Annotated in this window: 22 protein-coding genes and 1 pseudogene; 13 read left to right on the top strand and 10 right to left on the bottom strand. The window is 47.5% G+C overall.

Features of this window, described 5'->3' with window-relative positions:
* The first annotated feature begins 200 nt into the window (after window positions 1-200).
* Window positions 201-1,325, top strand: coding sequence for a histidinol-phosphate transaminase (gene hisC / locus AC0YNZ_RS30455; RefSeq protein ID WP_475830121.1), 1,125 nt, complete (start codon window positions 201-203; stop codon window positions 1,323-1,325).
* A gap of 66 nt (window positions 1,326-1,391) precedes the next feature.
* Here the strand turns inward: hisC and AC0YNZ_RS30450 are convergent, their stop codons facing one another.
* The gene (locus tag AC0YNZ_RS30450) at window positions 1,392-2,141 is read right to left on the bottom strand and encodes a CAP domain-containing protein (protein ID WP_475830120.1); all 750 of its coding nucleotides are present in this window, start codon (window positions 2,139-2,141) and stop codon (window positions 1,392-1,394) included.
* Between the two features lie 292 nt (window positions 2,142-2,433).
* Between AC0YNZ_RS30450 and AC0YNZ_RS30445 the strand changes: the two genes are divergently transcribed.
* On the top strand, window positions 2,434-2,634 hold the full coding sequence (locus AC0YNZ_RS30445) for a cold-shock protein (RefSeq protein WP_056629570.1): 201 nt from the start codon (window positions 2,434-2,436) through the stop codon (window positions 2,632-2,634).
* A gap of 127 nt (window positions 2,635-2,761) precedes the next feature.
* Here AC0YNZ_RS30445 and fabV read toward each other — a convergent pair whose 3' ends face one another.
* Together fabV and AC0YNZ_RS30435 are read right to left on the bottom strand one after the other, a co-directional pair.
* On the bottom strand, window positions 2,762-3,952 hold the full coding sequence (gene fabV / locus AC0YNZ_RS30440; protein ID WP_475830119.1) for an enoyl-ACP reductase FabV: 1,191 nt from the start codon (window positions 3,950-3,952) through the stop codon (window positions 2,762-2,764).
* A 203-nt stretch (window positions 3,953-4,155) separates the two neighbouring features.
* Window positions 4,156-4,368, bottom strand: a complete 213-nt coding sequence (locus AC0YNZ_RS30435) for a small, acid-soluble spore protein, alpha/beta type (protein ID WP_475830118.1) — start codon at window positions 4,366-4,368, stop codon at window positions 4,156-4,158.
* 131 nt (window positions 4,369-4,499) lie between these two features.
* Between AC0YNZ_RS30435 and AC0YNZ_RS30430 the strand changes: the two genes are divergently transcribed.
* Window positions 4,500-5,156 carry an ATP-dependent DNA ligase gene (locus tag AC0YNZ_RS30430; RefSeq protein ID WP_475830117.1) on the top strand — a complete coding sequence of 219 codons (657 nt, stop codon included), beginning with the start codon at window positions 4,500-4,502 and terminating at the stop codon, window positions 5,154-5,156.
* A gap of 363 nt (window positions 5,157-5,519) precedes the next feature.
* Window positions 5,520-6,401: a helix-turn-helix domain-containing protein gene (locus tag AC0YNZ_RS30425; protein ID WP_475830116.1), complete on the top strand. Its 882-nt coding sequence runs from the start codon at window positions 5,520-5,522 to the stop codon at window positions 6,399-6,401.
* Between the two features lie 116 nt (window positions 6,402-6,517).
* On the opposite strand, the gene AC0YNZ_RS30420 is transcribed toward AC0YNZ_RS30425, so the two are convergent.
* Both AC0YNZ_RS30420 and AC0YNZ_RS30415 read right to left on the bottom strand, forming a co-directional pair.
* On the bottom strand, window positions 6,518-7,000 hold the full coding sequence (locus AC0YNZ_RS30420) for a C40 family peptidase (RefSeq protein ID WP_475830115.1): 483 nt from the start codon (window positions 6,998-7,000) through the stop codon (window positions 6,518-6,520).
* A 174-nt stretch (window positions 7,001-7,174) separates the two neighbouring features.
* A complete protein-coding gene (locus tag AC0YNZ_RS30415) occupies window positions 7,175-8,155 on the bottom strand; it encodes an aldo/keto reductase (protein WP_475830114.1) in 981 nt (326 codons plus the stop codon).
* Between the two features lie 263 nt (window positions 8,156-8,418).
* Here AC0YNZ_RS30415 and AC0YNZ_RS30410 point away from each other — a divergent pair, with 263 nt between their 5' ends.
* The 3 genes from AC0YNZ_RS30410 (at window position 8,419) to AC0YNZ_RS30400 (ending at window position 11,257) form a co-directional block, all read left to right on the top strand.
* Complete coding sequence (locus AC0YNZ_RS30410) at window positions 8,419-9,201, top strand: alpha/beta hydrolase (RefSeq protein WP_475830113.1); 783 nt, start codon at window positions 8,419-8,421, stop codon at window positions 9,199-9,201.
* A gap of 276 nt (window positions 9,202-9,477) precedes the next feature.
* Complete coding sequence (locus AC0YNZ_RS30405) at window positions 9,478-10,971, top strand: alpha-N-arabinofuranosidase (RefSeq protein ID WP_475830112.1); 1,494 nt, start codon at window positions 9,478-9,480, stop codon at window positions 10,969-10,971.
* A 10-nt stretch (window positions 10,972-10,981) separates the two neighbouring features.
* Entirely contained in the window at window positions 10,982-11,257 is a 276-nt protein-coding gene (locus AC0YNZ_RS30400) for a DUF6171 family protein (protein ID WP_475830111.1), read from the top strand.
* 76 nt (window positions 11,258-11,333) lie between these two features.
* Here AC0YNZ_RS30400 and AC0YNZ_RS30395 read toward each other — a convergent pair whose 3' ends face one another.
* Window positions 11,334-12,005, bottom strand: coding sequence for a cupin domain-containing protein (locus tag AC0YNZ_RS30395; RefSeq protein WP_475830110.1), 672 nt, complete (start codon window positions 12,003-12,005; stop codon window positions 11,334-11,336).
* Between the two features lie 155 nt (window positions 12,006-12,160).
* Window positions 12,161-13,459: an alpha-galactosidase gene (melA, locus tag AC0YNZ_RS30390; protein ID WP_475830109.1), complete on the bottom strand. Its 1,299-nt coding sequence runs from the start codon at window positions 13,457-13,459 to the stop codon at window positions 12,161-12,163.
* A gap of 146 nt (window positions 13,460-13,605) precedes the next feature.
* Here melA and AC0YNZ_RS30385 point away from each other — a divergent pair, with 146 nt between their 5' ends.
* Entirely contained in the window at window positions 13,606-14,460 is an 855-nt protein-coding gene (locus tag AC0YNZ_RS30385) for an AraC family transcriptional regulator (RefSeq protein ID WP_475830108.1), read from the top strand.
* A 24-nt stretch (window positions 14,461-14,484) separates the two neighbouring features.
* The gene (locus AC0YNZ_RS30380) at window positions 14,485-14,994 is read left to right on the top strand and encodes an ABC transporter permease (RefSeq protein WP_475830107.1); all 510 of its coding nucleotides are present in this window, start codon (window positions 14,485-14,487) and stop codon (window positions 14,992-14,994) included.
* Between the two features lie 66 nt (window positions 14,995-15,060).
* Here AC0YNZ_RS30380 and AC0YNZ_RS30375 read toward each other — a convergent pair whose 3' ends face one another.
* A complete protein-coding gene (locus tag AC0YNZ_RS30375; RefSeq protein ID WP_475830106.1) occupies window positions 15,061-16,080 on the bottom strand; it encodes a LacI family DNA-binding transcriptional regulator in 1,020 nt (339 codons plus the stop codon).
* 127 nt (window positions 16,081-16,207) lie between these two features.
* Between AC0YNZ_RS30375 and AC0YNZ_RS30370 the strand changes: the two genes are divergently transcribed.
* Genes AC0YNZ_RS30370 through fucU form a run of 4 tightly spaced genes read left to right on the top strand, consistent with a single transcriptional unit; the run spans window position 16,208 to window position 20,713 of the window.
* The gene (locus tag AC0YNZ_RS30370; protein ID WP_475830105.1) at window positions 16,208-17,998 is read left to right on the top strand and encodes an L-fucose isomerase; all 1,791 of its coding nucleotides are present in this window, start codon (window positions 16,208-16,210) and stop codon (window positions 17,996-17,998) included.
* 15 nt (window positions 17,999-18,013) lie between these two features.
* Window positions 18,014-18,673: a class II aldolase/adducin family protein gene (locus AC0YNZ_RS30365; protein ID WP_475830104.1), complete on the top strand. Its 660-nt coding sequence runs from the start codon at window positions 18,014-18,016 to the stop codon at window positions 18,671-18,673.
* A 52-nt stretch (window positions 18,674-18,725) separates the two neighbouring features.
* A complete protein-coding gene (locus tag AC0YNZ_RS30360; protein WP_475830103.1) occupies window positions 18,726-20,228 on the top strand; it encodes a rhamnulokinase in 1,503 nt (500 codons plus the stop codon).
* A 50-nt stretch (window positions 20,229-20,278) separates the two neighbouring features.
* The gene (gene fucU / locus AC0YNZ_RS30355; RefSeq protein ID WP_475830102.1) at window positions 20,279-20,713 is read left to right on the top strand and encodes an L-fucose mutarotase; all 435 of its coding nucleotides are present in this window, start codon (window positions 20,279-20,281) and stop codon (window positions 20,711-20,713) included.
* 620 nt (window positions 20,714-21,333) lie between these two features.
* On the opposite strand, the gene AC0YNZ_RS30350 is transcribed toward fucU, so the two are convergent.
* Both AC0YNZ_RS30350 and AC0YNZ_RS30345 read right to left on the bottom strand, forming a co-directional pair.
* Entirely contained in the window at window positions 21,334-21,867 is a 534-nt protein-coding gene (locus AC0YNZ_RS30350; RefSeq protein WP_475830130.1) for a GNAT family N-acetyltransferase, read from the bottom strand.
* A 237-nt stretch (window positions 21,868-22,104) separates the two neighbouring features.
* Window positions 22,105-22,224: pseudogene (locus tag AC0YNZ_RS30345) on the bottom strand (transposase); the annotation flags it as partial.
* Window positions 22,225-23,128: the final 904 nt, after the last annotated feature.

Genomic DNA, 23,128 nt, shown 5'->3' with positions numbered 1-23,128 from the left:
GAGTTTAGGATTAGTTAGTCGAGCGGAAAAGGCAGTCCTTAAAGGTTCAATAGGCCTTATAGGACTGCCTTTTTTGCTTGTTTATATGCTCGCCAAAATATCGTTTTTAACATTATCACGCATTAACTCTTTACTGCATAAAAGAGTTAATGTATTATCGTATTAAAGGTTTATATTATGACTTTAAGGATGATTCCATTATGAGAGAGAAAATCGAGGTTCAAGCACGGAAGGCATTAGAGCTGATGAAGCCTTACTCACCAGGGAAGCCGATATGGGAAGTGCAGAGCGAGCTGGGCTTGCAGCGCGTAATCAAGCTGGCATCGAATGAGAACCCGCTCGGACCGTCACCGAAAGCGGTAGAGGCAATTCAAGCCGCATTGCTGGATCTCCACAGGTATCCGGACGCTCAGACGGTAAGCTTGAAGCAAACGATTGCGAGCCATTATGACCTTGAATCAGAGCAAGTGATTGTCACCAATGGCGGGGATGAGCTCATTACGCTCGTTTCTGAAGCCTTTTTGGATGCGGGCAATGAAATTATCGTTCCGGGGCCGACCTTTAGCGAATATGAATTCGGAGCTCAGCTGATGGGAGCCAAAGCGTTAACAGTACCGTTAAAAGCCGGGTTTCAATATGATCCGGAGGCTATTCTTGCAGCTGTGACGGAACGTACAAAAATCGTGTATTTATGCTCTCCAAACAATCCAACCGGTACTTACTTGTCGAAAACAGAGCTGCATTACATACTCGATTCCCTTCCTAAGCATGTGCTTGTTGTACTTGATGCCGCTTATAGCCATTTCGCCTCAGCTGATCATTATTCAGACGGGATGGAATTTGTGCGGGCAGGCTATCCGCTGCTGATCTTAAACACTTTTTCGAAAATATACGGGCTTGCCGGCATTCGAGTCGGCTTCGGAGCTGCTCCGCAGGAAATCATACAAAGTATGCTGCAGGTCAAAGAGCCTTTTAACGTAAATGCATTAGCTCAGGCAGCTGCAATTGCAGCCATTGGAGATAAAGAGCATGTTTCACGGTCGCAAGAGCTGGTCATGCAGGAACGTGAGCGCCTTTATATGTCATTTCGAAAGCTGGGAATCAGTTACACGGAAAGCATGAGCAACTTTGTGCTTATGGAGCTGGGGACAGAATCAGATTCCATTTATGGGAAATTGATGGCTAGAGGAATTATCGTTCGTCATGGAAAAACATGGGGATTGCCATTGCATGTGCGGATAACGATAGGAACGCCTGAAGAGAACGATAATCTCCTGTCAGCTTTTAGCGATATTTTGCCGGCAGTGAAACAAGCAGCAGAATAAGCAGCCTTCCCGGGTAAACCCGGATCAGGCTGCTTGTTAGAGTTTTGAAACCGATCGTCTACAGCGTTAGCCGGTAAACTCTTGAACCCATGCGCCTTTGAAATAACCAATGCCGATATGAGTAAAGCTGCTGCTCAAAATATTCGCTCTGTGGCCCGCGCTATTCATCCAGTCGTTCATGACCTGCTTGGGAGTAGGCTGGCCTTTAGCGATATTCTCGCCAGCGGCTCTATAGCTGATTTGAAACTTTTTCATCATATCGAATGGGGAGCCGTAGGTCGGTGAATTATGATCAAAATAGTTATTGTTAATCATATCCTGTGCTTTAACCAAGGCCATATTAGATAAATCGCTATCCATACTTAGGGAGCTTAAGCCTGCTTTTGCCCGCTCGGAATTGACAATTTGTAATACTTGCTGGTCAAATTGGAGAGAAGTTGACGGCTGCTCAGTTGGGTTCTGATTAGTTGGATTCTGATTAGTTGGATTCTGAGTAGTTGGGTTTTGATTAGTTGGATTTTGAGTTACTGGATATTGTGCAGCTGGATTCTGCACCGTTGGATAATGTACCCTTGGAGCTTTTACCTGCGTTTGGTCGCCGAACAGCCAGTTTGGAATGGTAATCCGGGATCCCTTCATCGAAACCGATGACTTTCCTAATGAAGGGGTAGCTATTGAAGAGGCTTGCGTTACGTTCGGAGCAGCGGTAATCGTTGGCGCTTTACTCCGCGTGTGAATTTGCTTGTTTGTCAGGTTAGGATTAGCGGAACACCCTGTAATCAATAATAAGGCTGCTATTACGATATACTTTTTCATTGGATGGACACCTCGATCGTTTGATATGGTGCTTAACAGCTTTTATAATTTCCCGGTGATGAGGCGGTTATCCGGTTTTTTTGCTGGTTTAATCAGTAATATTCAACAATTTTATAAAGAGGACTTGCATAATGTAAAAGCCTATGGTATATTGTGACTACAAACAGCAAATTTAAACCTTGAAGTCACATATCGAAAAGGTTGTCATTTGTATGATGATATCTTTTTCAATGTGTGATTTTTAGTTTTTCTGGAAAAAACATGTTAAAAAACTTATTGGAGGTAATTTATTATGGAACAAGGTACAGTAAAATGGTTTAACGCAGAGAAAGGTTTTGGCTTTATCGAAGTGGAAGGCGGCAATGACGTATTCGTTCATTTCTCCGCAATTCAAGGCGACGGCTTCAAAACACTTGACGAAGGTCAACGCGTTGAGTTCAACGTAACTCAAGGCAACCGTGGACCACAAGCAGAAAACGTTGTAAAACTGTAGTATTTACGCAAAAAGCCTTTAACCATTATGGTTAAAGGCTTTTTTTGACTTCCAAACAAAAGTTTCAGCGATGGCAAAAGGCCAATTCGATCGCGTTAACGATCGAATTGGCCTTTTTGTGGAACTATTATCGAAGATTAGGGATGCTTACATCCGGGTTGACATCTGCTTCATAGTCAATGCCGTCGGTTTCAAAGCCAAACAGCTGGAAAAATTCACGGCGGTAGCCTTCAAGATCCGATAGGTCATACACATTTTCTGTAGACAGCTTAGCCCATACGTCAGCAACTTCTGCTTGAATTTCCGGTCTCATCTCCCAATCATCGACACGGATAAGACCCTTCTCGTCAACGAGTGTTTCGCCTTTGCTGTACAGACGCTCGGAGAACAGGCGATACATTTGCTCGATGCAGCCTTCATGAATGCCATTTTCCTTCATTACTTTATATAGAGCAGAAATGTAAAGCGGCACAACAGGAATAGCCGAGCTCGACTGCGTCACCAATGCTTTATTGACGGATACGAATGCCCGGCCGCCATTTGCGCTTAGCTGTCCGTTAAGACGGCGGGCCGTTGCTTCGAGATCGTTTTTCGCAGCGCCGATCGTTCCTTCACGATATACCGCATGCGTAATTTCTGGGCCGATATAAGAATAAGCAACGGTAGTTGCGCCTTCAGCCAGCACGCCAGCCTGTTCGAGCTCGTCAATCCACATTTGCCAGTCTTCGCCGCCCATAACGGCAATCGTTTGGCGCAGCTCGTCCTCTGTTGCCGGTTCAATCGTCGCTTGCGTCACTTCACCGCTGTGGAAATTAACGGTTTTGTTCGTATACGTGCCGCCAAGCGGTTTAATAACGGAAGCAAAGGTTTCGCCTGTCTTCGGATGCGTGCGACGAGGAGAAGCGACGCTATATACAACAAGATCAATTTGTCCAAGCTCGGTGCGAATGAGATCAATTGTTTTTGCTTTTATTTCGTCAGAGAACGCATCTCCCACGATGCTGTAGGATTTACGGCCGGCGGAAGCAGCAGCCTCTTCGAAAGCAGCGGAATTATACCATCCTGCTGATGCGGTACGCGCGCCCTCAGCGGCTTTATCAAAGTAAACGCCGATCGTGTTTGCGCCTGCTGCAAAAGAGGATACGATACGGGAAGCTAAACCGTAGCCTGTTGAGGCACCGATGACCAATACGTTGCGCGGTCCTTCGATAGCGGGCTGTGCAGTTACGTAATCGATTTGGCGCTGCACCTGCTGAGCGCAGCCCTCCGGATGGGCGGTCGTACAAATGAAACCCCGTGTTTTCGGTTGAATAATCATATTAGAATATTCCTTTCTTTAATGGAATTCGTTCGGTAATGGTTATGTAACGGGACAACTCTATCCCATTTTACCGACTTTTGCTGCAGAAGGGAAGTTCCCTGTCCATGTCATACCATTTATTTATGCAAAATCGGTATTTTCTTAAACAAATAAGCGCCGAGACAGCAATTCTGCTTTCTCGGCGCTTATTTATGTAAAAATTAACGGCTGCCTGCGAGCTGCTGCTCAGCTATTTGAACGAGCCGGCGTGTAATCAAGCCGCCAATGGAGCCCATATCGCGTGTAGTCATATTACCGTAATATCCGTCTTGCGGAAGTTGAATGCCCAGCTCTTGAGCAGCTTCGAACTTTAACTGTTCCAGCGCTGCGCGCGCTCCAGGTACGAGAAGTTGATTTGTATTTCGGTTTGCCATCTTTTCTCAGCCTCCTTTTGACCCTATTATGTGAATCCGGACGAGAGATTATTCGCTAATTGCACCTAAATTTACCGCCGATTTTTAGAATGAGTCCGTGCTAAAATGGATACACGGGAGGAGGCGTCGTTATGTTTATGAAACCTATGCTCATGACAGAGCGCGAGAAGCCTTTTGATGATGAAGATTATATCTTCGAACCGATCATTGACGGACACCGGCTGCAGCTTTCCTTTATATCGAACAGAGCGAGATTATATACGAGACACTATAATGATGTTACGCGGCAATATCCCGAGTTACATAATGTTCCGTTAAGTGTGCCTGCTGATGTTGTATTGGACGGTGAGGTAGCTTATGTAAATCCGTATACGGGAGCCGTTGAATACGGAACGCTGCAGGAACGTTACAGGTTAAAAAAGGAGCCGCGTATCCGAGATGCCAAGAAGATACATCCAGTGAAATTTTTTGTATTCGATATTCTTTATTATAATGGAGAAGATTTGAGGCAAACTCCGCTGCTTGAGCGTAAGAAGCTGCTGAATTATATTTTGGAGGATAACGCTTATTATAAGAAGATGCTCTTCGTGGAGAGAGCAGGCAAAGCCTTATTCGATCTCGTTAAACGCTCCGATCTTGAGGGTGTGGCTTGCAAACGGAAGGATAGCGTTTACTCCGAAGGGCGTGCGGAAAGCTGGTTAAAGGTTCGGAATGAGGAATACGGCGCTTTACCTATAACGGACATGCGTAAAGAAGCGGGCACATCAGAACTGAATAATTGTTCATGAAATTATTAATTAATACACTTTTTATGGAGTCTAATACAAGGATATGAAAAGGATGCTGCCGGCAGATGCCGGATCGGGCACAGCCTGGTATGACGCAACAACGGGGCTAAAGATCAATTCCGGACAATGAACAGGCGGCTAAGTTCAATAGGAGATCGCGATTTTGGCCGATATGACGGAATATCACAAAAGACATGCAGACTATGTGAAAAAGTCGGGCATGTCTTTTTTCGTCATTTCTTATATAAACCCGGTTGTCCACCAGTCCGAGCCGATATTTTTCAATATATTGCTTTTCAAACGGCTCGAAAGTTGCAATACTATATGATAAAATATTGTAATTTTGTCATTAAGGGAGGCGCTATGAATTTTCTGTTCGATCCTGTCAAATTTGAAGGAGATACGTTTATTTGGTCGCATGGCGTAAAAACAGATTCGGCATATCCCGGCTTTTATCACTGGCATCAATGCATGGAGCTGCTGTACGTGCACGAGGGGGAAGGCAGCATCATCGTAAATCAGCATACATATGAGATGCGGCGCGGCATGCTGTTTATGTTCCAGCCCTTTCAATTGCATAAGGTATTCGCGAATGTGAGTCCGGAGAAGCCCTATAGGCGCTCGATTGCTTTCTTTGAGCCTTCTGTTGTTGCGGACAGCTTGCTGTCGTTCCCGCTCAGGCACAGCTTGTTTATGAAGGTATGGCAGGGACGCTCGACCGGGCCTGCATTTGATTTATTGGAGGGATGCGGCCGCTTGGAATCCTGTTTCGCTAATTACGACGACATGAGCAAGCAGGGCAGAGGACAGGAGCAGGAAGAAGTCGCGATGCTGCTGCTGGAGCTTATGGGCTGTATTCATAAAGCTGGAGACGGGAAGCGGGATGCCGGTGCGATGGAGCCGAGCGGAAGGGCATTGCGCTATTCGGAGCAAATTATGCAATGGATTGAAGCGCATTATGCGGAGGAGGTTAGCCTTGACCAATTAGCCGAGCGGATGCATTTATCCAAATTTTACGTATCCCGCGTTTTTCATGAGGAGACAGGCAGCAATATTACCGACTATTTGACCGCACGGAGAATCAAACAAGCCAGCAGGCTGCTTCAATCCACTTCGCTATCGATCGAGCAGGTCGGCATTCAAGTCGGATACCCGAATGTTTCATATTTCATCCATATGTTTAAAAAGGTTGTAGGGGCAACACCGCTTAAGTACCGGCAGCGGCATGTGGGAAGCTTGAAGTGACGGAAGGCATCCGGGTAAGGCCGCTCAGATTGCCTGGGCAATCCATAAGAAAGAGCTGCAATCGCCTACTGCGATCACAGCTCCTTCCTCAAGCTTTGTAGTTGTTAGAGGTGGGTTTATAGTACGCGTCTTGCCGTCACGTAGTTCTTGCTCCAGTAGCTGGTGTTAAGACTCGAAACCGTAATACCGTTGCTCGAAGAGCTGTGAATGATTTTGTTATTGCCTGCGTAAATGGCTACATGGCTAATCGATTTGCCGTTCGTTTTGAAGAAAACGAGATCGCCCATGCTCAAATAGCCTTTCGGGACCTTTTCGCCTATCGTCGCTTGTGCAGCGGAAGTGCGCGGAAGGGAAACGTGAAGTCCTCTGAACAAAAACTGTGTGAACGACGAGCAGTCAAAAGCGTATGTAACGCCAGCTGGCGCACCGAATTTATATGGAGTGCCAAGGTATTGTTTGCCTACGGAAATAAGACCAATCGTTTGAGGTGTTGCTGCATGCGCTTTCTGCGCAAAAGATCCAAAAGTGATTGCCGACATGACGATCGCGCTGCATAGGCCTGCTTTTGCAAATGCTTTCATTAGTTTTGATTTTTTCATGCTGTCAGGATGTCCCTCCGCGTTTCGTATTATGTATTATGTATTATGACTATAACACATCTACAAAACGGCGATTTTCGCTCATGAGAGCGAAAAGTTAGCTATAACAAGGATTATGAGTAATTATGAGAAATAAATGAAAAATTATTAATAAAATAATATTAATATTGCGACTTATGGCATATTTACGCCTCTAGCGCTTACGAGAAGCGTGTACCATTGATCTCTAGTCATGATTTCCGCCTGTTTTACAGCATCTTTACATGCAATAATGCGCTTTGGATTTACTGTGCCGATAACCGGCTGTATGCGGGCAGGATGCTTCATCAGCCAAGCAAGCACGATCGCTTCAGGCGTCGTTTCATTCTCCTCGGCGATCTGCTTAACGAGATCGGCAGTCTTAATTTCCGCTTCGGTCGCGTTCTCCGATGCTCTTCCTGAGAATCTGCCTTGAGCCAGCGGTCCCCATGCTTGAATTTGAATATTTTCCATTTGCATAAATTCCATAAGCCCTTCAGGAAAGTTGTCCTTTAAGCCAGCTTTTTGGTTTACGTGAATACCTTGATCAATCCAGTCATGACGCAGCAGGCTCATCTCCAGCTGGTTTACGACGATTGGATCAGGTAATGCGCTTTGCAAAAAGCGGATTTGGCCCGGGCTCATATTCGATACGCCAAAGTTGCGCACCTTACCCGACAGCTTCAGCTTCGTGAAGGCTTCGGCGATTTCGTCCGGCTCCATTAATGAATCCGGGCGGTGCAGCAGAAGCACATCCAGGTATTCTGTGCCAAGCCGCTCTAAAATGCCATCCACCGAAGGCAAAATATGCTCTTTCGAGAAGTTGAAACGCCCTGGCAAAATGCCGTCGGAGAGCTGAATGCCCACTTTGGATTGAATGACGATCTGTTCGCGAAGCTTAGGCTGCTGCTTAAGAACTTGTCCAAATACGGATTCAGCCTTGCCTCTCGTATATATATCCGCATGGTCGTACATTGTAATTCCGATGGACAGAGCAGCTTCCACCGCTTCTTCTGCCTGACGGATGTGGCTGGATGTAATAGGGTCTGCAAGGTCCCAGCTCCCGCCGAATCCCATGCAGCCCAGCGCTAAACGGCTGTCCGATATTCCGCGACGCTCTAACGGCATCAATTTCATCTTCTATCAACCTCCGCAAAATTAGTATACAACCTTCAACCGGATTCTATTATACCTCGCTGTTTCGAATCATATAAGGACTGAAAAAAAGTTCACTAACTAACCTTAAGACGAAGATGGCGTATGTAAAGGCGCTGCATATCAGCATTTATTGCAAGCGCTTCATTTTGATGCTACATTACTTAAGTATTCATGTTGATAGGAACAGCTTGCCAGCAGCAACAGATACGGTTTCAATAAATCTATCTAAGGAGGAATATCGATTGGCACTAATCACCTGTAACTTTTTTTCGGATACGCTGGGTTTAAGCACCTCTATGACTGTTATATTGCCTCAGCAGACTTCCTCGCAAATCGGTATGAACAACCGAAGCAGCCAGAAGCTGCACAAGACGTTATATTTATTGCACGGCTTCTCCGATGACGATACGATTTGGTCAAGAAGAACGTCCGTCGAACGTTATGTGGCAGAGCTTGGACTCGCCGTTGTGATGCCGAATGTGCATCAAAGCTTTTATACGGATATGGAGTATGGCAATAAGTACTGGACCTTTCTAACGGAGGAGCTTCCGGCAATCGCCCGATCCTTCTTCCCTTTATCTGACGCGAGGGAGGATAATTATGTTGCAGGCTTGTCGATGGGCGGCTATGGGGCGTTCAAATGGGCGCTGAGGCATCCCGATCGCTTTGCTGCTGCGGGCAGCTTGTCCGGTGCGCTTGATATGGCAAACCATATAAAAGACCCGGCAATGCCTCATATGAAGCCGTATTTCCGTCTTATATACGGAGAGAATGAAATGAAAGGGAGCGATGAGGATCTGCTTCATCTTGTCGCCGGGCTGGCTCAGTCTGATTTGGCAAAGCCATCGCTATACCAGTGCTGCGGGACGGAGGATTTTCTTTACGATGACAATATCGCCTTCCGCGATGCCTGCAGGGAAGCGGATTATCCGCTAACTTACGTTGAAGGTCCGGGCAGTCATGAATGGGGCTACTGGGACACGCATATTCAGCATTTTTTGCAGTGGCTGCCGCTGGAAAAATAGCAAAACACCGATAAAGAAGCGCCGCCGGGAGCTGAATAAAAATCACACGCGATTATTTATTATCGCGCGTGATTTTTTGTTTTTCCGTATTTTCACCGGATTTATCTTACTCCAAATATTTTTATGAATTATACGCATTTAAGGGTTGCAAAATGTATCCGCTCCCTTTATGATTTGAATAGAATTAATATATATATTAGTGGATAAACGAATATATTAATTCAATAAATTGATAAATATATCCAATTCTATTCTACTAAAGTGAGGGCGAATCATATGGCAAACCGGGTAACGATTAACGCAGATTTGGCTGCAGGCACGATTAACCGTAACATTTATGGACATTTCTCCGAGCATTTGGGACGTTGTATTTATGAGGGCATTTGGGTGGGCGAGGATTCCCCAATTCCGAACACGAACGGTATCCGCAACGATGTTGTAGCTGCGCTTAAGCAGCTGAAAATACCGGTTCTGCGCTGGCCGGGCGGCTGCTTTGCCGACGAGTATCACTGGAAGGACGGCATCGGACCGCGCGAATCGCGTAAGCGGATGATCAATACGCACTGGGGCGGCGTCGTTGAAAACAATCATTTCGGCACGCATGAGTTTTTGATGCTTTGCGAAATGCTGGAGTGCGAGCCGTACATCTCGGGCAACGTGGGCAGCGGCACCGTTCAGGAAATGTCCGAATGGGTAGAATACATGACGTTTGACGGCGTTTCGCCAATGGCGGAACTGCGTCAAGAGAACGGCAGGGAAAAACCTTGGAACGTCAAATATTTCGGTGTCGGCAACGAGAACTGGGGCTGCGGCGGTAATATGCGTCCCGAGTATTATGCGGATCTGTATAGAAGATATCAAACCTATGTACGCAACTACGGTGAGAACAAAATCCACAAAATCGCTTGCGGACCGAACGTCGACGATTATCGCTGGATGGATGTCGTGATGCGTGAAGCGCACGGGATGATGGATTCGATTTCCTTGCACTATTACACGATTCCGGGCGAATTTTGGACAGGAAAAGGCGCGGCGACGGGCTTCTCCGAAGATGAATGGTATATTACTTTGAAGAAAGCGCTTTGGATGGACGAGCTGATCAAGCGTCATTCCACGATTATGGACCGTTATGATCCTGGCAAGCGGATCGGTCTTATTGTAGACGAGTGGGGCACGTGGTTCGATGTGGAGCCAGGCACCAATCCGGGTTTCCTCTATCAACAGAACACGATTCGCGATGCGCTCGTTGCGGGCGTGACGCTTAACATTTTCCACGATCATTGCGATCGGGTGCAAATGGCGAATATTGCACAGGTCATCAACGTGCTGCAATCCGTTATTTTAACCGAGAGCGAGAAAATGGTGCTGACGCCAACGTATCATGTATTTGATATGTACAAGGTGCATCAGGACGCTACGCTGCTTAAGACGTCGATCGACAGCCAGGATTACGCGCATAACGATCAGAAAATCCCGCAAGTATCCGTGTCAGCGTCCAAAGATGCAGAAGGCCGTATTCATGTAAGCTTGTGCAATCTGGACAACCAGTCGGGAGCGGATGTTGAAATCGATCTTCGCGGCTTAGCCGGGGCGGGTCTGAAAGTTTCAGGAACGGAGCTTACCGCATCAATTAAAGATGCCCATAACACTTTCGAGCAGCCTGAAGCCGTAGTGCCAAGCGCATATCAAGCATTTACCGTGGAGGGTTCGAAAATTAATGCGAAGCTCTCGCCAATGTCCGTAACCGTTCTTGAGCTGATTGCGGAATAAGGCAGCTCTTATGATGAGCAGCAAAAATCAGTGCAAGGGCTGCAGGGACGATTATCGCGTGACAGACGAGCAGATCGACCGCATTTTGGCGGCGCCGATGTTCCAATCTGACATTAGCGTGCCTGATGACGTGTACGAGCAGCGCTTGCGGCAATGCAGCAGCTGCCCGAAGTTTCAATATGGCACGACATGCGCCGTCTGCGGCTGCTTCGTGCGCATTGCCGCCAAATATAAAGATCGCGCATGTCCAATGCCGGGTGATAGCCGCTGGACGAAGTATGCTTAAAAGCAAGTGAAATCGTTCAAAAAGCCGCTTTCCGTTATTACGGGGAGTGGTTTTTTTGGAGCACTTCCGATTTCGTTTAGTATTGCTGCTGGCGGTGATGATGACCATACATTTGATTGTAGTGGCTTTGGCTTTGATTGACTTGATTGATAACCGGCTGAATATAAGCTTGCTTAGTCTGCGGCTTATTCGTCGCTTGCCCATGCACGGAATTGTAGCTGCAATTGCTTGGAGGGCCAAAAACTACTGTTTTTGTTAACGGAGCCAGCGTATTTTTTAATTTTTCTTCATCCAGACAGTACGTATAGGCAAGCACATTGGGAGGGGTTAAACGCAAAATGTCCGAGCCGTAAATGACATCGGGGATCGAAGCATCGAAGATGGCAAGCAGATGCGTATGGTCGACCGCAGCTATCTCGTAGTGCCACCAGCCCTGCGGAATGTTCACGACTTGGCCTGGTACTACATAGAAATGAAGGAGCTCATTGCTAAAAGGGTTTAAGAGGGCAATTTCGGCTGCGCCTGAGATACAATAAACAAGCTCTGCGGCATTTTGATGGTAATGAGGCTCGATTACATTTCCTTTACTAAGAAAAATATCCAGCAGCGATAAATTGGTTAGTGTATTCAATTGCTTGACGGATAATAAGTTGAAGTAATTGTAAGGGTCTTTCTTGAAGGTAGTATTGTTGTTCAAATCATAAGTGAATTCCGTCTCTGGGGACGTGTAGTCGATATATGAAGTCATGCGAATACCCTTCCTCTCTTCCATAAGCTGATTGAAGTCTTACGAGGATAGGATATGTGGTTGCCTACACCAATGTGAGGATTCAATAAATAAAACACGGCCGTCCGCAGCAAAAATACGATGCTTAGGACGGCCGCTTATTACGGATGTAACACTTATTTATAGCTCGGAAGCCAGCTGCCGTGCGCTTCGATCAGCTCATCGCAAAGCGATACGATGTCATCCATAGACAGTTCGGCGGATGTATGCGGGTCGAGCAGGGCTGCATGGTAAATATGTTCGCGCTTGCCGGTAATCGCAGCTTCGATAGTCAGCAGCTGCGTATTGATGTTTGTGCGGTTTAACGCAGCCAGCTGTGGCGGCAGATCGCCGACATAGGTTGGCGTAACGCCATTCGCATCGACTAGACACGGCACCTCAACGCAAGCTTCCTTCGGAAGATTTGTAATCAAGCCGGTGTTCATGACGTTGCCGCCGATTTTGAACGGATTGTTTGTTTCAATCGCTTCTAGAATATAAGAAGCATATTCATGGCTGCGGCAGTGCTCAAGGCTGCGGTCATTGACGAGCGAATCGCGCATTGTTTTCCAGCCCTCAATTTGGTTCACGCAGCGGCGCGGATATTCATCGAGCGGAATGTTAAAGCGGTCGACAAGCTCCGGATAGCTGCGCTTGATGAAGTACGGATGGTATTCGGCGTTATGCTCGGAAGATTCCGTAATGTAATAGCCAAACTTAAGCATAAGTTCGTAACGAACCATATCATGATGCTTTTCGAGTTGCTTCTCAGCGGCACGGCGCTTGATTTCCGGATATAAGTCAACGCCGTCCTTGCTCGCTTCGAGCAGCCAGGCCATATGGTTGATGCCTGCGATTTTGTATTTGACGCCGGTTGGGTCAAGATTCAAATGCTCGAACAGATGCGGAACGCAAACCTGCACGCTGTGACAGAGACCAACGGTATTGACGCCGCCGTAAGTGTTCATGACATTGGTCAGAACAGCCATCGGATTCGTGTAGTTCAGGAACAAGGCGTCCGGGCAAACTTCTTTAATGTCGCGTGCGAAATCCAGCATAACCGGAATCGTGCGCAGATTTCGGAAAATACCGCCGATACCGACAGTATCGGCTATCGTTTGGCGTAAGCCGTATTTTTTCGGAATTTCGAAATCGGTGATGGTACAAGGATCATAGCCGCCGACTTGAATGGCGTTAACGATGTATTTAGCTCCGCGAAGCGCTTCCTTGCGGTCGGAATAAGCTTTAATCTGACAGGTGCTTTCGCTCGTCAATTTAAGATTGAGCAGCATTTGCTCGGAATCGCGGAGACGCTCCGCATCAATATCGAATAAAGCGATTTCAAAGCCTTGAAGCGCTGGCGTCTGCATGACATCGCCGAGAATGTTTTTGGCAAATACGGTGCTTCCTGCGCCGATAAATGTAATTTTGGGCATTGTGATGGCCTCCTAAAGGTTGTTTGCTGACTCCTTTAGTATAAGGAGGCCGGCTCTAAATGAATATGGAAGGAACGAAGCATTATATGGAGAAATGTTGCATCATTTAGTATGATGGTTAGAACTAGCCAGCTGGAGGTGTAACGTTGGAAACGCATCATAGTCATTCGCTCACTATTAATGCAGCTCCGTTAAAGGGAGAAATGTCGGTATTATTTAGCGGGAAGGGACAGCCGGTTGCCGGCCATTTTATTGGGCCGGCTGTTCATGACTACTACTTAATTCATATTGTGCTTGATGGGGAGGGGATGTTTGAAACACTAGGAAACGCTTATCCCTGCAAAGCTGGCGATGCATTTGTCATCTTCCCCGACATCTTGGTGAAATACGAGGCAAGCACTAGCAATCCTTGGGAATATATATGGGTTGGCTTCTCAGGCGAGATCGTAGAGTCGTCGCTTGCCTCCATCGGCATTTCACCGGATAGAGCAGTCATTCGAGATTGCTCGCTTCCCGCGATGAAGCGGATGTTCAGAAATATGCGAAAAAGCATGGAGAAAACGAATGCTCCAGCGCTCGGAAACATGGAGGCATCGGGCTGGCTTAGGCTGATTTTGCATGAGCTCGGTCTGGTTCATCTAACGATCAACGCCGATGTGAACGTACCGGTGTCTCGTTCCTACCGCCAAATCGATCAAGCTATCCGCCTGCTGTCCTTACAGTATGGGCAGCAGCTGTCGATTGAAGGAATTGCCCATACGCTCGGTTATCACAGGGCTCATTTAACAAGGCTATTCAAGGAGGCGACGGGCTTGCCGCCCATGCAATACTTGTATAAGGTGAGAATGAAGAAGGCCGAGGAGCTGCTGGAGGGAGAGCTCACCATCGCTCAGATTGCCGCTTCTGTAGGCTACAATGATCCGCTTTTTTTCACCAAGCAATTTCACAAATGGAGCGGACAATCTCCTACGGAGTTTCGGAGGAAGTTGTTTAATGAATAGTTTTTGACCTCAAGAGTAAGGAAGGTGAAGCGAGTCTGCAAAAAGTTTGTCTGCAAGGAGGTTGTTTGCAAGAAGCGTGCCATTAAGAAGCATGTATGCAAGCGTATCTGCAAACCGTTTAAAAAACGTAATTCCGCGTTCAGAGCCGTCTCCGGCATCGATCAAGATCTTCTTGATGGCGTGACTGCCAAAGTTCAATATCAGGTAGAAGAATTGGATCTAAACAATGAATATAATTCGGCGAACTCGACATTTCGTCCAAAACAAAATGGTGTTTACTCCCTTTTTGCAAGCGTTTTTTTTCAAACCGTTACTATAACAACATTTACGCTTTATTTAGAGATAAGAGTAAATGGAGTGCCGAGAATTACAGACCAAGAAGACTTTACTAATGTAAGCGGCATTATTGATGCAGGTGGTATCGTAAATTTACAAGCCCGCGATAGAGTGGAGGTATTTGAAACGGTTTTTGAAAAAGACGTCGAAATTCAAAGCGGAGTAAATACCCGTTTCGAAGGAGCTAGAATAAGTTAGATGAATTCAAAAAAGTGCCTTGAGGATAGCCTCGAGGCACTTTTTTGCGATTAAGAAGCAGGATCATTAAAGCGGTGTGATCTTCTTCACCGACCTGCGGATCATTAAGTCAGCGGGTAAAACGATTTTTTTCCACGGCAGCGCCGTTTCACGTTCCTGAATGCGCTCGATGAGCATTTTCATACCCATGTAGCCGAACTGATAAGCCTGCTGAGCAGCAACGGTAAGGAACGGCTCGATTTCCGAGTAAGGACCCAAATCATCAAAACAAACGATAGACATATCATTGGGCACGCTTACTCCGCGTCCGCGAAGCAGCCTCATGACTTCAACCGCGAGCACGTTATTACCCGCAACAATTGCGGTTGGCGGGGGATCCATCTGATCGATCCATAGCCCCATTTCCGTCAAATCGTTCAATGGGCCGAAGCTCGTTTCGTACACATAACGTTCATTAAACGCAATATCATTCAGCTTCAGCCCGTCCTGATAGCCCTGCAGCCTTAAACGGGCGCTGGAGATTGAAGGGGAGCCGTTCACTATCGCAATCCGGCGATGGCCTTGAGACACCAGATGCTCGACGAGCATCCGGGCGCCTTCCTTGCTGTCGCCGAGCACGATGTCGCATTCGATGCCGGGCACTTCACGGTCAAGCAGCACGAATGGCACGTTATGCTTGCGCAGCGATTCCATATGCGGCAATGACGGATCGCCGGCCGGAGCGACCAGAACGCCGTCAACGCGTGCCGTTAATATCGTCGTCACATAATCCGCTTCTTTTTCAAGGCTTTCATCGCTGTTGCCAAACAGCAGGCGGTAGCCGGATTTTTTGGCGGCATCCTCCGCACCGCGCGCGAGCGTCGTATAGAAAGGATTCATAATATCGGTTATCAGGAGAAACAACAGCTTGGTCTGCTGGAGTACGAGACTGCGCGCCGTTTGGTTCGGTACATAGTTCAGCTCCTCCATGACGCGCTTTACCTTTGCCCTTGTTTTCTCGCTTATTTTGCCAGTGTTATTGATAACTCTGGAGACGGTCATAGCGGATACGCTTGCCTTGGCCGCTACATCATATATCGTTACCATATCCTAGTCCCCTTATCGTTAAATCATAGTTTCTATCATACAAAAAAGTAGTCATTGACAGCAAGCCTTATTATTGTTATTTTGAGGTTATCGGTAACATTATTATAACTTTATGGAGGTTTTATTCATGACGGACACTAACTTGCGTTTCCAATCCGGCTTTCCTAAGATCGGCATTCGTCCAACCATTGACGGCAGACGGAAAGGGGTCCGCGAATCGTTAGAGGAGCAGACGATGAACATGGCAATCGCGACGGCTCAGCTTTTATCGGAGCATTTGCGATATCCGAACGGCGAGCCGGTCGAATGCGTTATTGCGGACAGCTGCATTGGCGGAGTGGCTGAAGCGGCTGCGTGCGCTGATAAATTTGCCAAAGCCGGAGTAGGGGTATCGATAACGGTAACGCCATGCTGGTGCTACGGGACCGAGACAATGGATATGGATGCATCGATTCCGAAAGCTGTTTGGGGCTTTAACGGAACAGAGCGTCCCGGCGCTGTATATTTGGCTGCCGTATTGTCCGGCTATGCGCAAAAAGGTCTTCCGGCGTTTGGGATCTACGGCGAGCATGTTCAGGATGCAGGCGACACCTCCATTCCGTTCGATGTGAAAGACAAGCTGCTCGGATTTGCCAAAGCAGCGCTTGCAGTCGCATACATGCGCGGAAAATCCTACTTGTCGATGGGCTCCGTATCGATGGGTATCGCGGGATCGATCGTGAACGATGCATTCTTCCAAGAATATCTCGGAATGCGTACCGAATACATCGATATGACCGAATTCGTCCGTCGTATGGACGAGAAAATTTATGATACTGCGGAATTCGAGAAAGCGCTTTCTTGGGTGAAAGAAAATTGTAAGGAAGGGCCGGACAACAATCCTGCCGGCATCCAAACGTCAAGAGAGCGGAAGGACAGCGATTGGGAAACGGTCATTCAAATGACGCAAATTGCGCGAGATCTTATGGTCGGCAATCCGCAGCTCGCCGAGCTCGGCTTCGGCGAGGAGGCATTTGGACATAACGCGATCGCAGCAGGCTTCCAGGGCCAGCGGCAGTGGACGGACCATTTTCCAAACGGCGATTTCATGGAAGCGATTCTGAACTCCTCCTTCGATTGGAACGGCATTAGAGCTCCTTATATCGTGGCGACTGAAAATGACAGCCTGAACGGCGCTGTTATGCTGTTTGGTTACTTGCTGACGAATACGGCGCAAATTTTTGCCGATGTCCGTACGTACTGGAGCCCGGAATCGGTAGAGCGCGTAACGGGCCATAAGCTGACGGGAGCCGCGGCGAATGGCTTGCTTCACCTTATTAATTCCGGACCGGCAACGCTTGACGGCACCGGTGAGCAAACGAAGGACGGCCAGCCTGCGATGAAGCCTTTCTGGGAAATTTCCGAGCAGGAAGCGCAGCAGTGCCTGGATGCGACTTCATGGCGTCCGGCCTCCGTTGAATATTTCCGCGGCGGCGGCTACTCATCCGATTACTTAACGCGCGGCGGCATGCCGATGACGATGTCGCGCATCAACCTGGTTAAGGGAATCGGACCCGTACTCCAAATCGCGGAGGGCTATTCGGTTGATTTGCCGGAGGACGTGCATGATACGCTCGATAAGCGTACGGATTCGACTTGGCCGACGACTTGGTTCGCTCCAACGTTGACCGGCGAGGGTGCTTTCCATTCGGTCTATGAGGTGATGGACAATTGGGGAGCGAATCACGGCTCGATCAGCTACGGACACATCGGCGGCGATTTAATTACACTAGCTTCGATGCTGCGGATTCCGGTTAATATGCACAACGTTCCAGAGGAGCGCGTATTCCGCCCGCGGGCATGGGGACTGTTCGGCACTGCTAATTCGGAGAGCGCCGATTACCGTGCTTGTCAAAATTTCGGACCGATCTATAAATAAATTGGAGGTTTTACAATGAGCAGCACGGACATTCGCAACGAGCTTTGCAAGTATGCGCGCAAAACAGTAACGAATAAGCTGGTTGTCGGGCCAGGCGGTAACATAAGCGCTAAATTCGAAGGCAAAATGTATCTTTCGCCAAGCGGTTTCGCGCTGGATGAGGTAGAGCCGCATCAGTGGGTTGAGGTAGATATTGAGACGGGCGAAATGACGGATATCGGTCTTCGTCCGTCTTCCGAGGTGCTGATGCATCTTTATGCATATCGGGCCAATCCGGACATCGGGGCTATCGTTCATACGCATCCGCCTTATTGTATTGCATTCACATTAGTCGAGCAGGAGCTGCCCATCATGTTCCCTGACCAAGCGGCGCTTGTCGGCAAAACCGTTTACGTTCCATATGTTCTTCCAACGACGGATAAGCTTGCCGATGCCTATGTGGCAAAGGTAAATACAGCAAGCTCGGTGCTGCTCGGCAATCACGGCCTTGTTACGTCTGGACGCAATTTGCGCGAGGCCTATTACCGGACCGAAGTTGTGGAAGAGAGCACGAAAATTTATTTGATCGCCAAGGCGATTCGCGAGCCGAAGGTGCTGACGAAGGAAGAATTCGAAGAAATCGCATCGCTTGAAAGCGAAGCATACCGCATTGAATTGCTGCAAAAGATGAAGTGATCGACCGTCGCTTTAGATCGGTGTCAGTAATTACTTAAGGGAGGATCTAGGCATGACGAAGCTTGCGACCGTGCTCGCATTCGATCTGGGCGCCAGCAGCGGCAGAGCGTTAATCGGCGAGCTGGTACCGGAAGAGGCGAGCGGACAGCATAAGCTGCAGGTGACGGAAATTCACCGTTTTCCGAATCAGCCGATTACAGCCTTAGGACATTTGCACTGGGACATTTTACGGTTGCTGCAGGAGCTGAAGATTGCCATCCGTAAAGCTTTCCAAGAAGGCTACGAGCCGCAAACATTCGGTATTGATACATGGGGCGTGGATTTCGGGCTGCTGGATGCGAATGGAGAGCTTCTTGGCAATCCCTATCATTACCGCGATCCGCAAACGGAGGGGATACTGGAAGAGCTGAATGAGCTTATTGGCAAAGACCGCTTATATGAGCAAGGCGGCCTGCAGTTTATGCCATTCAATACCATAAACCAGCTGTATGCGATGAAGAAAGCGGCTTCTCCCAAGCTTGCGGCGGCCAGCACGCTGCTGCTTACTCCGGATTTGCTTGCGTATTTCCTGACAGGCGAGAAGGTGTGCGAGTTTACGATGGCGACGACTACGCAGCTGTATCGGCCAAAGGAACAGCGGTGGAATAAGGAGCTTATGGAGCAGCTCGGTATTCCGAGCAAGCTGTTTCTTGAGCCGATTCATCCCGGAACGAAGATTGCCCCGTTAACGGCGGAGGTATGCGCTGAGCTTGATGTTCCGCCAATTGTTGCTGTAGCAGTAGGAACGCATGATACCGAATCGGCGGTTGCGGCAGTACCTGCTGCTGGCGAATCCGCATTTGCTTATCTCGTTTGCGGCACCTGGTCGCTGATGGGTACGGAGCTTGCGAGTCCGCTTGTGACGCCGGAGGCGCAGGCGTTAGATTTCTCTAACGAAGGCGGAGCTTTTGGAACCTATCAGCTGCTCAAAAACATTATGGGGCTGTGGATATTGCAGGAATGCAAGCGGGAATGGGAGGAGCAAGGAAACGGAATTTCGTTCGCAGAAATTGTCGTGCAAGCGGGCAGCGCGGAGCCGTTCCGCAGCTTCATTCATCCCGATGATCCGTCCTTCTATGCGCCGTCCGGCATGATTGGCCGCATTCAAGCCTTTTGCCGTAAAACGTCTCAGCCGGTTCCACAGTCGGTTGGTGAAATCGCACGCTGCATATTGGAGAGTCTCGCGCTAAGGTATCGCCAGGCGCTAGCTCAAATGGAAGCCTTGACCGAGCAGTCGTTTAGTGGATTGCATATGGTTGGCGGAGGCATTCAAAACGAACTGCTCTGCCGGTTAACGGCGAGCGCCATCGGCCGTCCCGTCTGGACGGGACCCGTGGAAGCAAGCGCGATCGGCAACATGCTGATGCAGCTTGTCGCACAAGGAAAATGCGCCAATCTGCAGGATGCGCGCACGCTTGTAGCCGGTTCGTTTCCTATTGAGGAATATGCTCCTGAGCATTCCGAGGAGTGGAATGCCGCATTTGAGAGATTTGAGCGTCTGAGGGCGGTTAAGTAGTTTTATCCATTTATCTATTAAAGCTAGTTTTACGAAAGGAAGAGGCAAGCATGCTGATAGGCATATCGAAACTGATTTCTCCCGAGCTGCTCAAGGTGCTCAGTGAAATGGGACACAGCGACGAAATCGTGCTGGCGGACGGCAACTTTCCGGCGGCTAGTCACGCAGAGCGGCTGATCCGTGCTGACGGACATGATGTGCCCGAGCTGCTCGACGCCATTTTGCGGCTGTTCCCGCTTGATCAATATGTTGCGAAGCCGGCTGCGCTCATGCAGGTCGTTCCGGGAGATACGGTGCAAACCCCGATTTGGGAGCAGTACCGTTCCATTATCGAGGAGCGCACCGGGCTATCGGAGCCGTTCGAGCAGGTGGAGCGCTTCGCTTTTTATGAGCGGGCGAAGAAGGCTTATGCGATAATCGCGACAGGGGAGAGCGCGTTGTACGCGAACCTGATTTTGAAGAAGGGCGTTATTAAGGATAGCTAGCCATTATTCTTAGCGGGATCTTTTATAAAGTTTGATAAGGCTGCCTTCACGGTTAATAACCGGAGGCGGCCTTTTTAAGTCATTTGAAATGATGATGAGATGAAGATTTGTATCATGAAGAACAAGATTAACAAGATGGCATTCCAATAATTCTGGATGAGTAATGGTTTTACATAGATTTCTTAAAATAAATCGATTAGGTCGATTTGATAGAACTAATCCGAGCTAAGCGGAAAAAACTGCGTGTTTAAGTTAATTACGTCGAATTAAAAGACCTGTTTTTAATTATTCATCTGAAAAACCACGGTTTAAATCGATGTTATCGAACTAAACGGCAAGCAGCCATGCCTATGTGTAATTTAGATGCTCAAAATCGAACTAAACGGCAACAGCCATTACATATGTGTACATAGTTGCTCAAAATCGAACTAAACGGGCCGCTTTAGCTTTTTTAGGTTTAGCCGTTTTTCAATCATGCGGCTCTCGTGCTGAACGAACGATTGAAAGCGTCGAAGATGAGCTCTGTTCAAAACGACGAGCTCGATGAGTTCGCGGCGCAGCCTGCGTGATCAGCGGAATGAGTTAGACAGAAACCGCCTCTCTCTTAGAGAACTATCCTATTATTGTTTTAAAAAATCCTCATTCAAAATCCCGTAATAATCGACGTCCTCGTACGCATCCCATTTCAGAAAATGCTGGCGGAGGGTGCCTTCATATTTCATTCCTATCTTTTTCATTACGCTTGATGAAGCGGGGTTTTTTGTCATAGCTGCTGCATGAATTTTATGCAGCTTAAGCTCCTCGAAGCCAAATTGAGTAACTCGTTTGACACCTTCCGTAACGTAGCCTTGGTTCCAGAATCGTTTTCCCAGCCAATAACCTAGCTCGGCTCTGTTATTTTTATGGTCAAGCTGCATGCCGATTGTTCCCATAAATTCCGTTTTTTCTTTATTTATAATGGCAAAAGAGTACCCTTCCCCTTTTTTGGAAACCATAGCCCGATGATTAATAAAAGCCATAGCTCCACCTTTGGGATAAGGATAAGGGATATTTAAAGTTGTTCGTGCGACGTCATAGTCATTAATTAAAAATTCCAGAGCGTCGGCATCATTTGCTTCTAAGTGTCGAAGAATTAGCCTTTCCGTGTGCAGCACAGTCACAATAAATCCCTCCAAAACGTGAATTTCAATCTAGTATAATGGAAATTGTGGAAGTTACAAGAGTCTTTAGTAGACTTACTTGGCTCGATATGGCATGCGGAACACTTTTGGCTTCGTACTCGTTTGCTTGTTGAAGCAATGGACGAAGTTGGGGAAAGAGCCGGATGCCGTTTATATGGAAATTTTTCCGATTGGATCACAGATATGAAGGTGGCCCAAGCTTGCTGCACATACGTGGACATCTTCGCGCACTTTCACATACATGGCATCTAACGTAACAAACGGGTAAGTAGCTTCGTACAGAAAGCGGTTATTCCACCCTTGAACGATTGGATCGAGATGTTTGACAATTGGTTTAAAAATTGGTGATCTAGTGTAACCTGATATTGAGCCATGAATAAATACTCTCCTCTGGAATGGTCTGGACAACTTTTCTAGATGAGTATTTGCTTCATGGCTTATTTTTTATGAAGATCGTCATTTTACACAATTATATGGACTCAACTGTAAACACCGTATTTAAGTAAGTATCCAAAATCGAACTAACCGGCAGAGTGAGGAGTAAACTTCGCATGAAGTACCCAAAATTCCAAGAGACGGATGGAGGGGGGCGCGCGTTTAAGTTGGTTTGGTCGAACTAATTCAAGCTGTCTCTTGAAATGAGGTCGGTTAGTTTGATTTTGTGCAGCTAAATGACGTTTTTTCGGCGGGACGTTCGAAAAGGCGTTTTTATGCATCCAAAATTGAACTAATGAGCAGAGTGGAGAGTAAACTCCGAAATTAAGTATCCAAAATCGAACTAATAAGAGTGAGATGTAAACACCGAATTCAAGTGCCCAAAATTGAACTAATGAGCAGAGTGGAGAGTAAACTCCGAAATTAAGTATCCAAAATCGAACTAATAAGAGTGTGGAGTAAACACCGAATTCAAGTGTCCAAAATCGAACTAATGAGCAGTGTGAGGCGTAAGTTCCGTTTTTAAGCATCCAAAATCGAACTAACCGGCAGAGTGTGGAGTAAACTTCGCACGAAGTACCCAAAATCCCAATAATGGGTGCAGGGAATCGAACTAATCTGCAGAGCGAGAGTTGAGTCCATATAATTGTGTAAAATGATGAACTTCATAAAAAGTAAGCTATGAAGTAAATACTCATCTAGAAGAAGTCGCCAAACCATTCCAGAGGAGAGTATTTATTCATGGCTCAATATCAGGTTACACTAGATCACCAATTATTAAACCAACTCTTTATCGGAG

It is taken from the genome of Paenibacillus sp. J2L1-98 (genome assembly GCF_056269405.1).
The sequence above is the reverse complement of the archived record's forward strand: the minus strand, read 5'-3'. Positions and strand labels throughout refer to the sequence as shown.

What these genes read in the sequence shown, in the direction of transcription:
- hisC (WP_475830121.1), top strand. Translation starts at nt 201, where the DNA reads ATGAGAGAGAAAATCGAGGTTCAAGCACGGAAGGCATTAGAGCTGATG.
- AC0YNZ_RS30450 (WP_475830120.1), bottom strand. Translation starts at nt 2,141, where the DNA reads ATGAAAAAGTATATCGTAATAGCAGCCTTATTATTGATTACAGGGTGT.
- AC0YNZ_RS30445 (WP_056629570.1), top strand. Translation starts at nt 2,434, where the DNA reads ATGGAACAAGGTACAGTAAAATGGTTTAACGCAGAGAAAGGTTTTGGC.
- fabV (WP_475830119.1), bottom strand. Translation starts at nt 3,952, where the DNA reads ATGATTATTCAACCGAAAACACGGGGTTTCATTTGTACGACCGCCCAT.
- AC0YNZ_RS30435 (WP_475830118.1), bottom strand. Translation starts at nt 4,368, where the DNA reads ATGGCAAACCGAAATACAAATCAACTTCTCGTACCTGGAGCGCGCGCA.
- AC0YNZ_RS30430 (WP_475830117.1), top strand. Translation starts at nt 4,500, where the DNA reads ATGTTTATGAAACCTATGCTCATGACAGAGCGCGAGAAGCCTTTTGAT.
- AC0YNZ_RS30425 (WP_475830116.1), top strand. Translation starts at nt 5,520, where the DNA reads ATGAATTTTCTGTTCGATCCTGTCAAATTTGAAGGAGATACGTTTATT.
- AC0YNZ_RS30420 (WP_475830115.1), bottom strand. Translation starts at nt 7,000, where the DNA reads ATGAAAAAATCAAAACTAATGAAAGCATTTGCAAAAGCAGGCCTATGC.
- AC0YNZ_RS30415 (WP_475830114.1), bottom strand. Translation starts at nt 8,155, where the DNA reads ATGAAATTGATGCCGTTAGAGCGTCGCGGAATATCGGACAGCCGTTTA.
- AC0YNZ_RS30405 (WP_475830112.1), top strand. Translation starts at nt 9,478, where the DNA reads ATGGCAAACCGGGTAACGATTAACGCAGATTTGGCTGCAGGCACGATT.
- AC0YNZ_RS30400 (WP_475830111.1), top strand. Translation starts at nt 10,982, where the DNA reads ATGATGAGCAGCAAAAATCAGTGCAAGGGCTGCAGGGACGATTATCGC.
- AC0YNZ_RS30395 (WP_475830110.1), bottom strand. Translation starts at nt 12,005, where the DNA reads ATGACTTCATATATCGACTACACGTCCCCAGAGACGGAATTCACTTAT.
- melA (WP_475830109.1), bottom strand. Translation starts at nt 13,459, where the DNA reads ATGCCCAAAATTACATTTATCGGCGCAGGAAGCACCGTATTTGCCAAA.
- AC0YNZ_RS30375 (WP_475830106.1), bottom strand. Translation starts at nt 16,080, where the DNA reads ATGGTAACGATATATGATGTAGCGGCCAAGGCAAGCGTATCCGCTATG.
- AC0YNZ_RS30370 (WP_475830105.1), top strand. Translation starts at nt 16,208, where the DNA reads ATGACGGACACTAACTTGCGTTTCCAATCCGGCTTTCCTAAGATCGGC.
- AC0YNZ_RS30365 (WP_475830104.1), top strand. Translation starts at nt 18,014, where the DNA reads ATGAGCAGCACGGACATTCGCAACGAGCTTTGCAAGTATGCGCGCAAA.
- AC0YNZ_RS30360 (WP_475830103.1), top strand. Translation starts at nt 18,726, where the DNA reads ATGACGAAGCTTGCGACCGTGCTCGCATTCGATCTGGGCGCCAGCAGC.
- fucU (WP_475830102.1), top strand. Translation starts at nt 20,279, where the DNA reads ATGCTGATAGGCATATCGAAACTGATTTCTCCCGAGCTGCTCAAGGTG.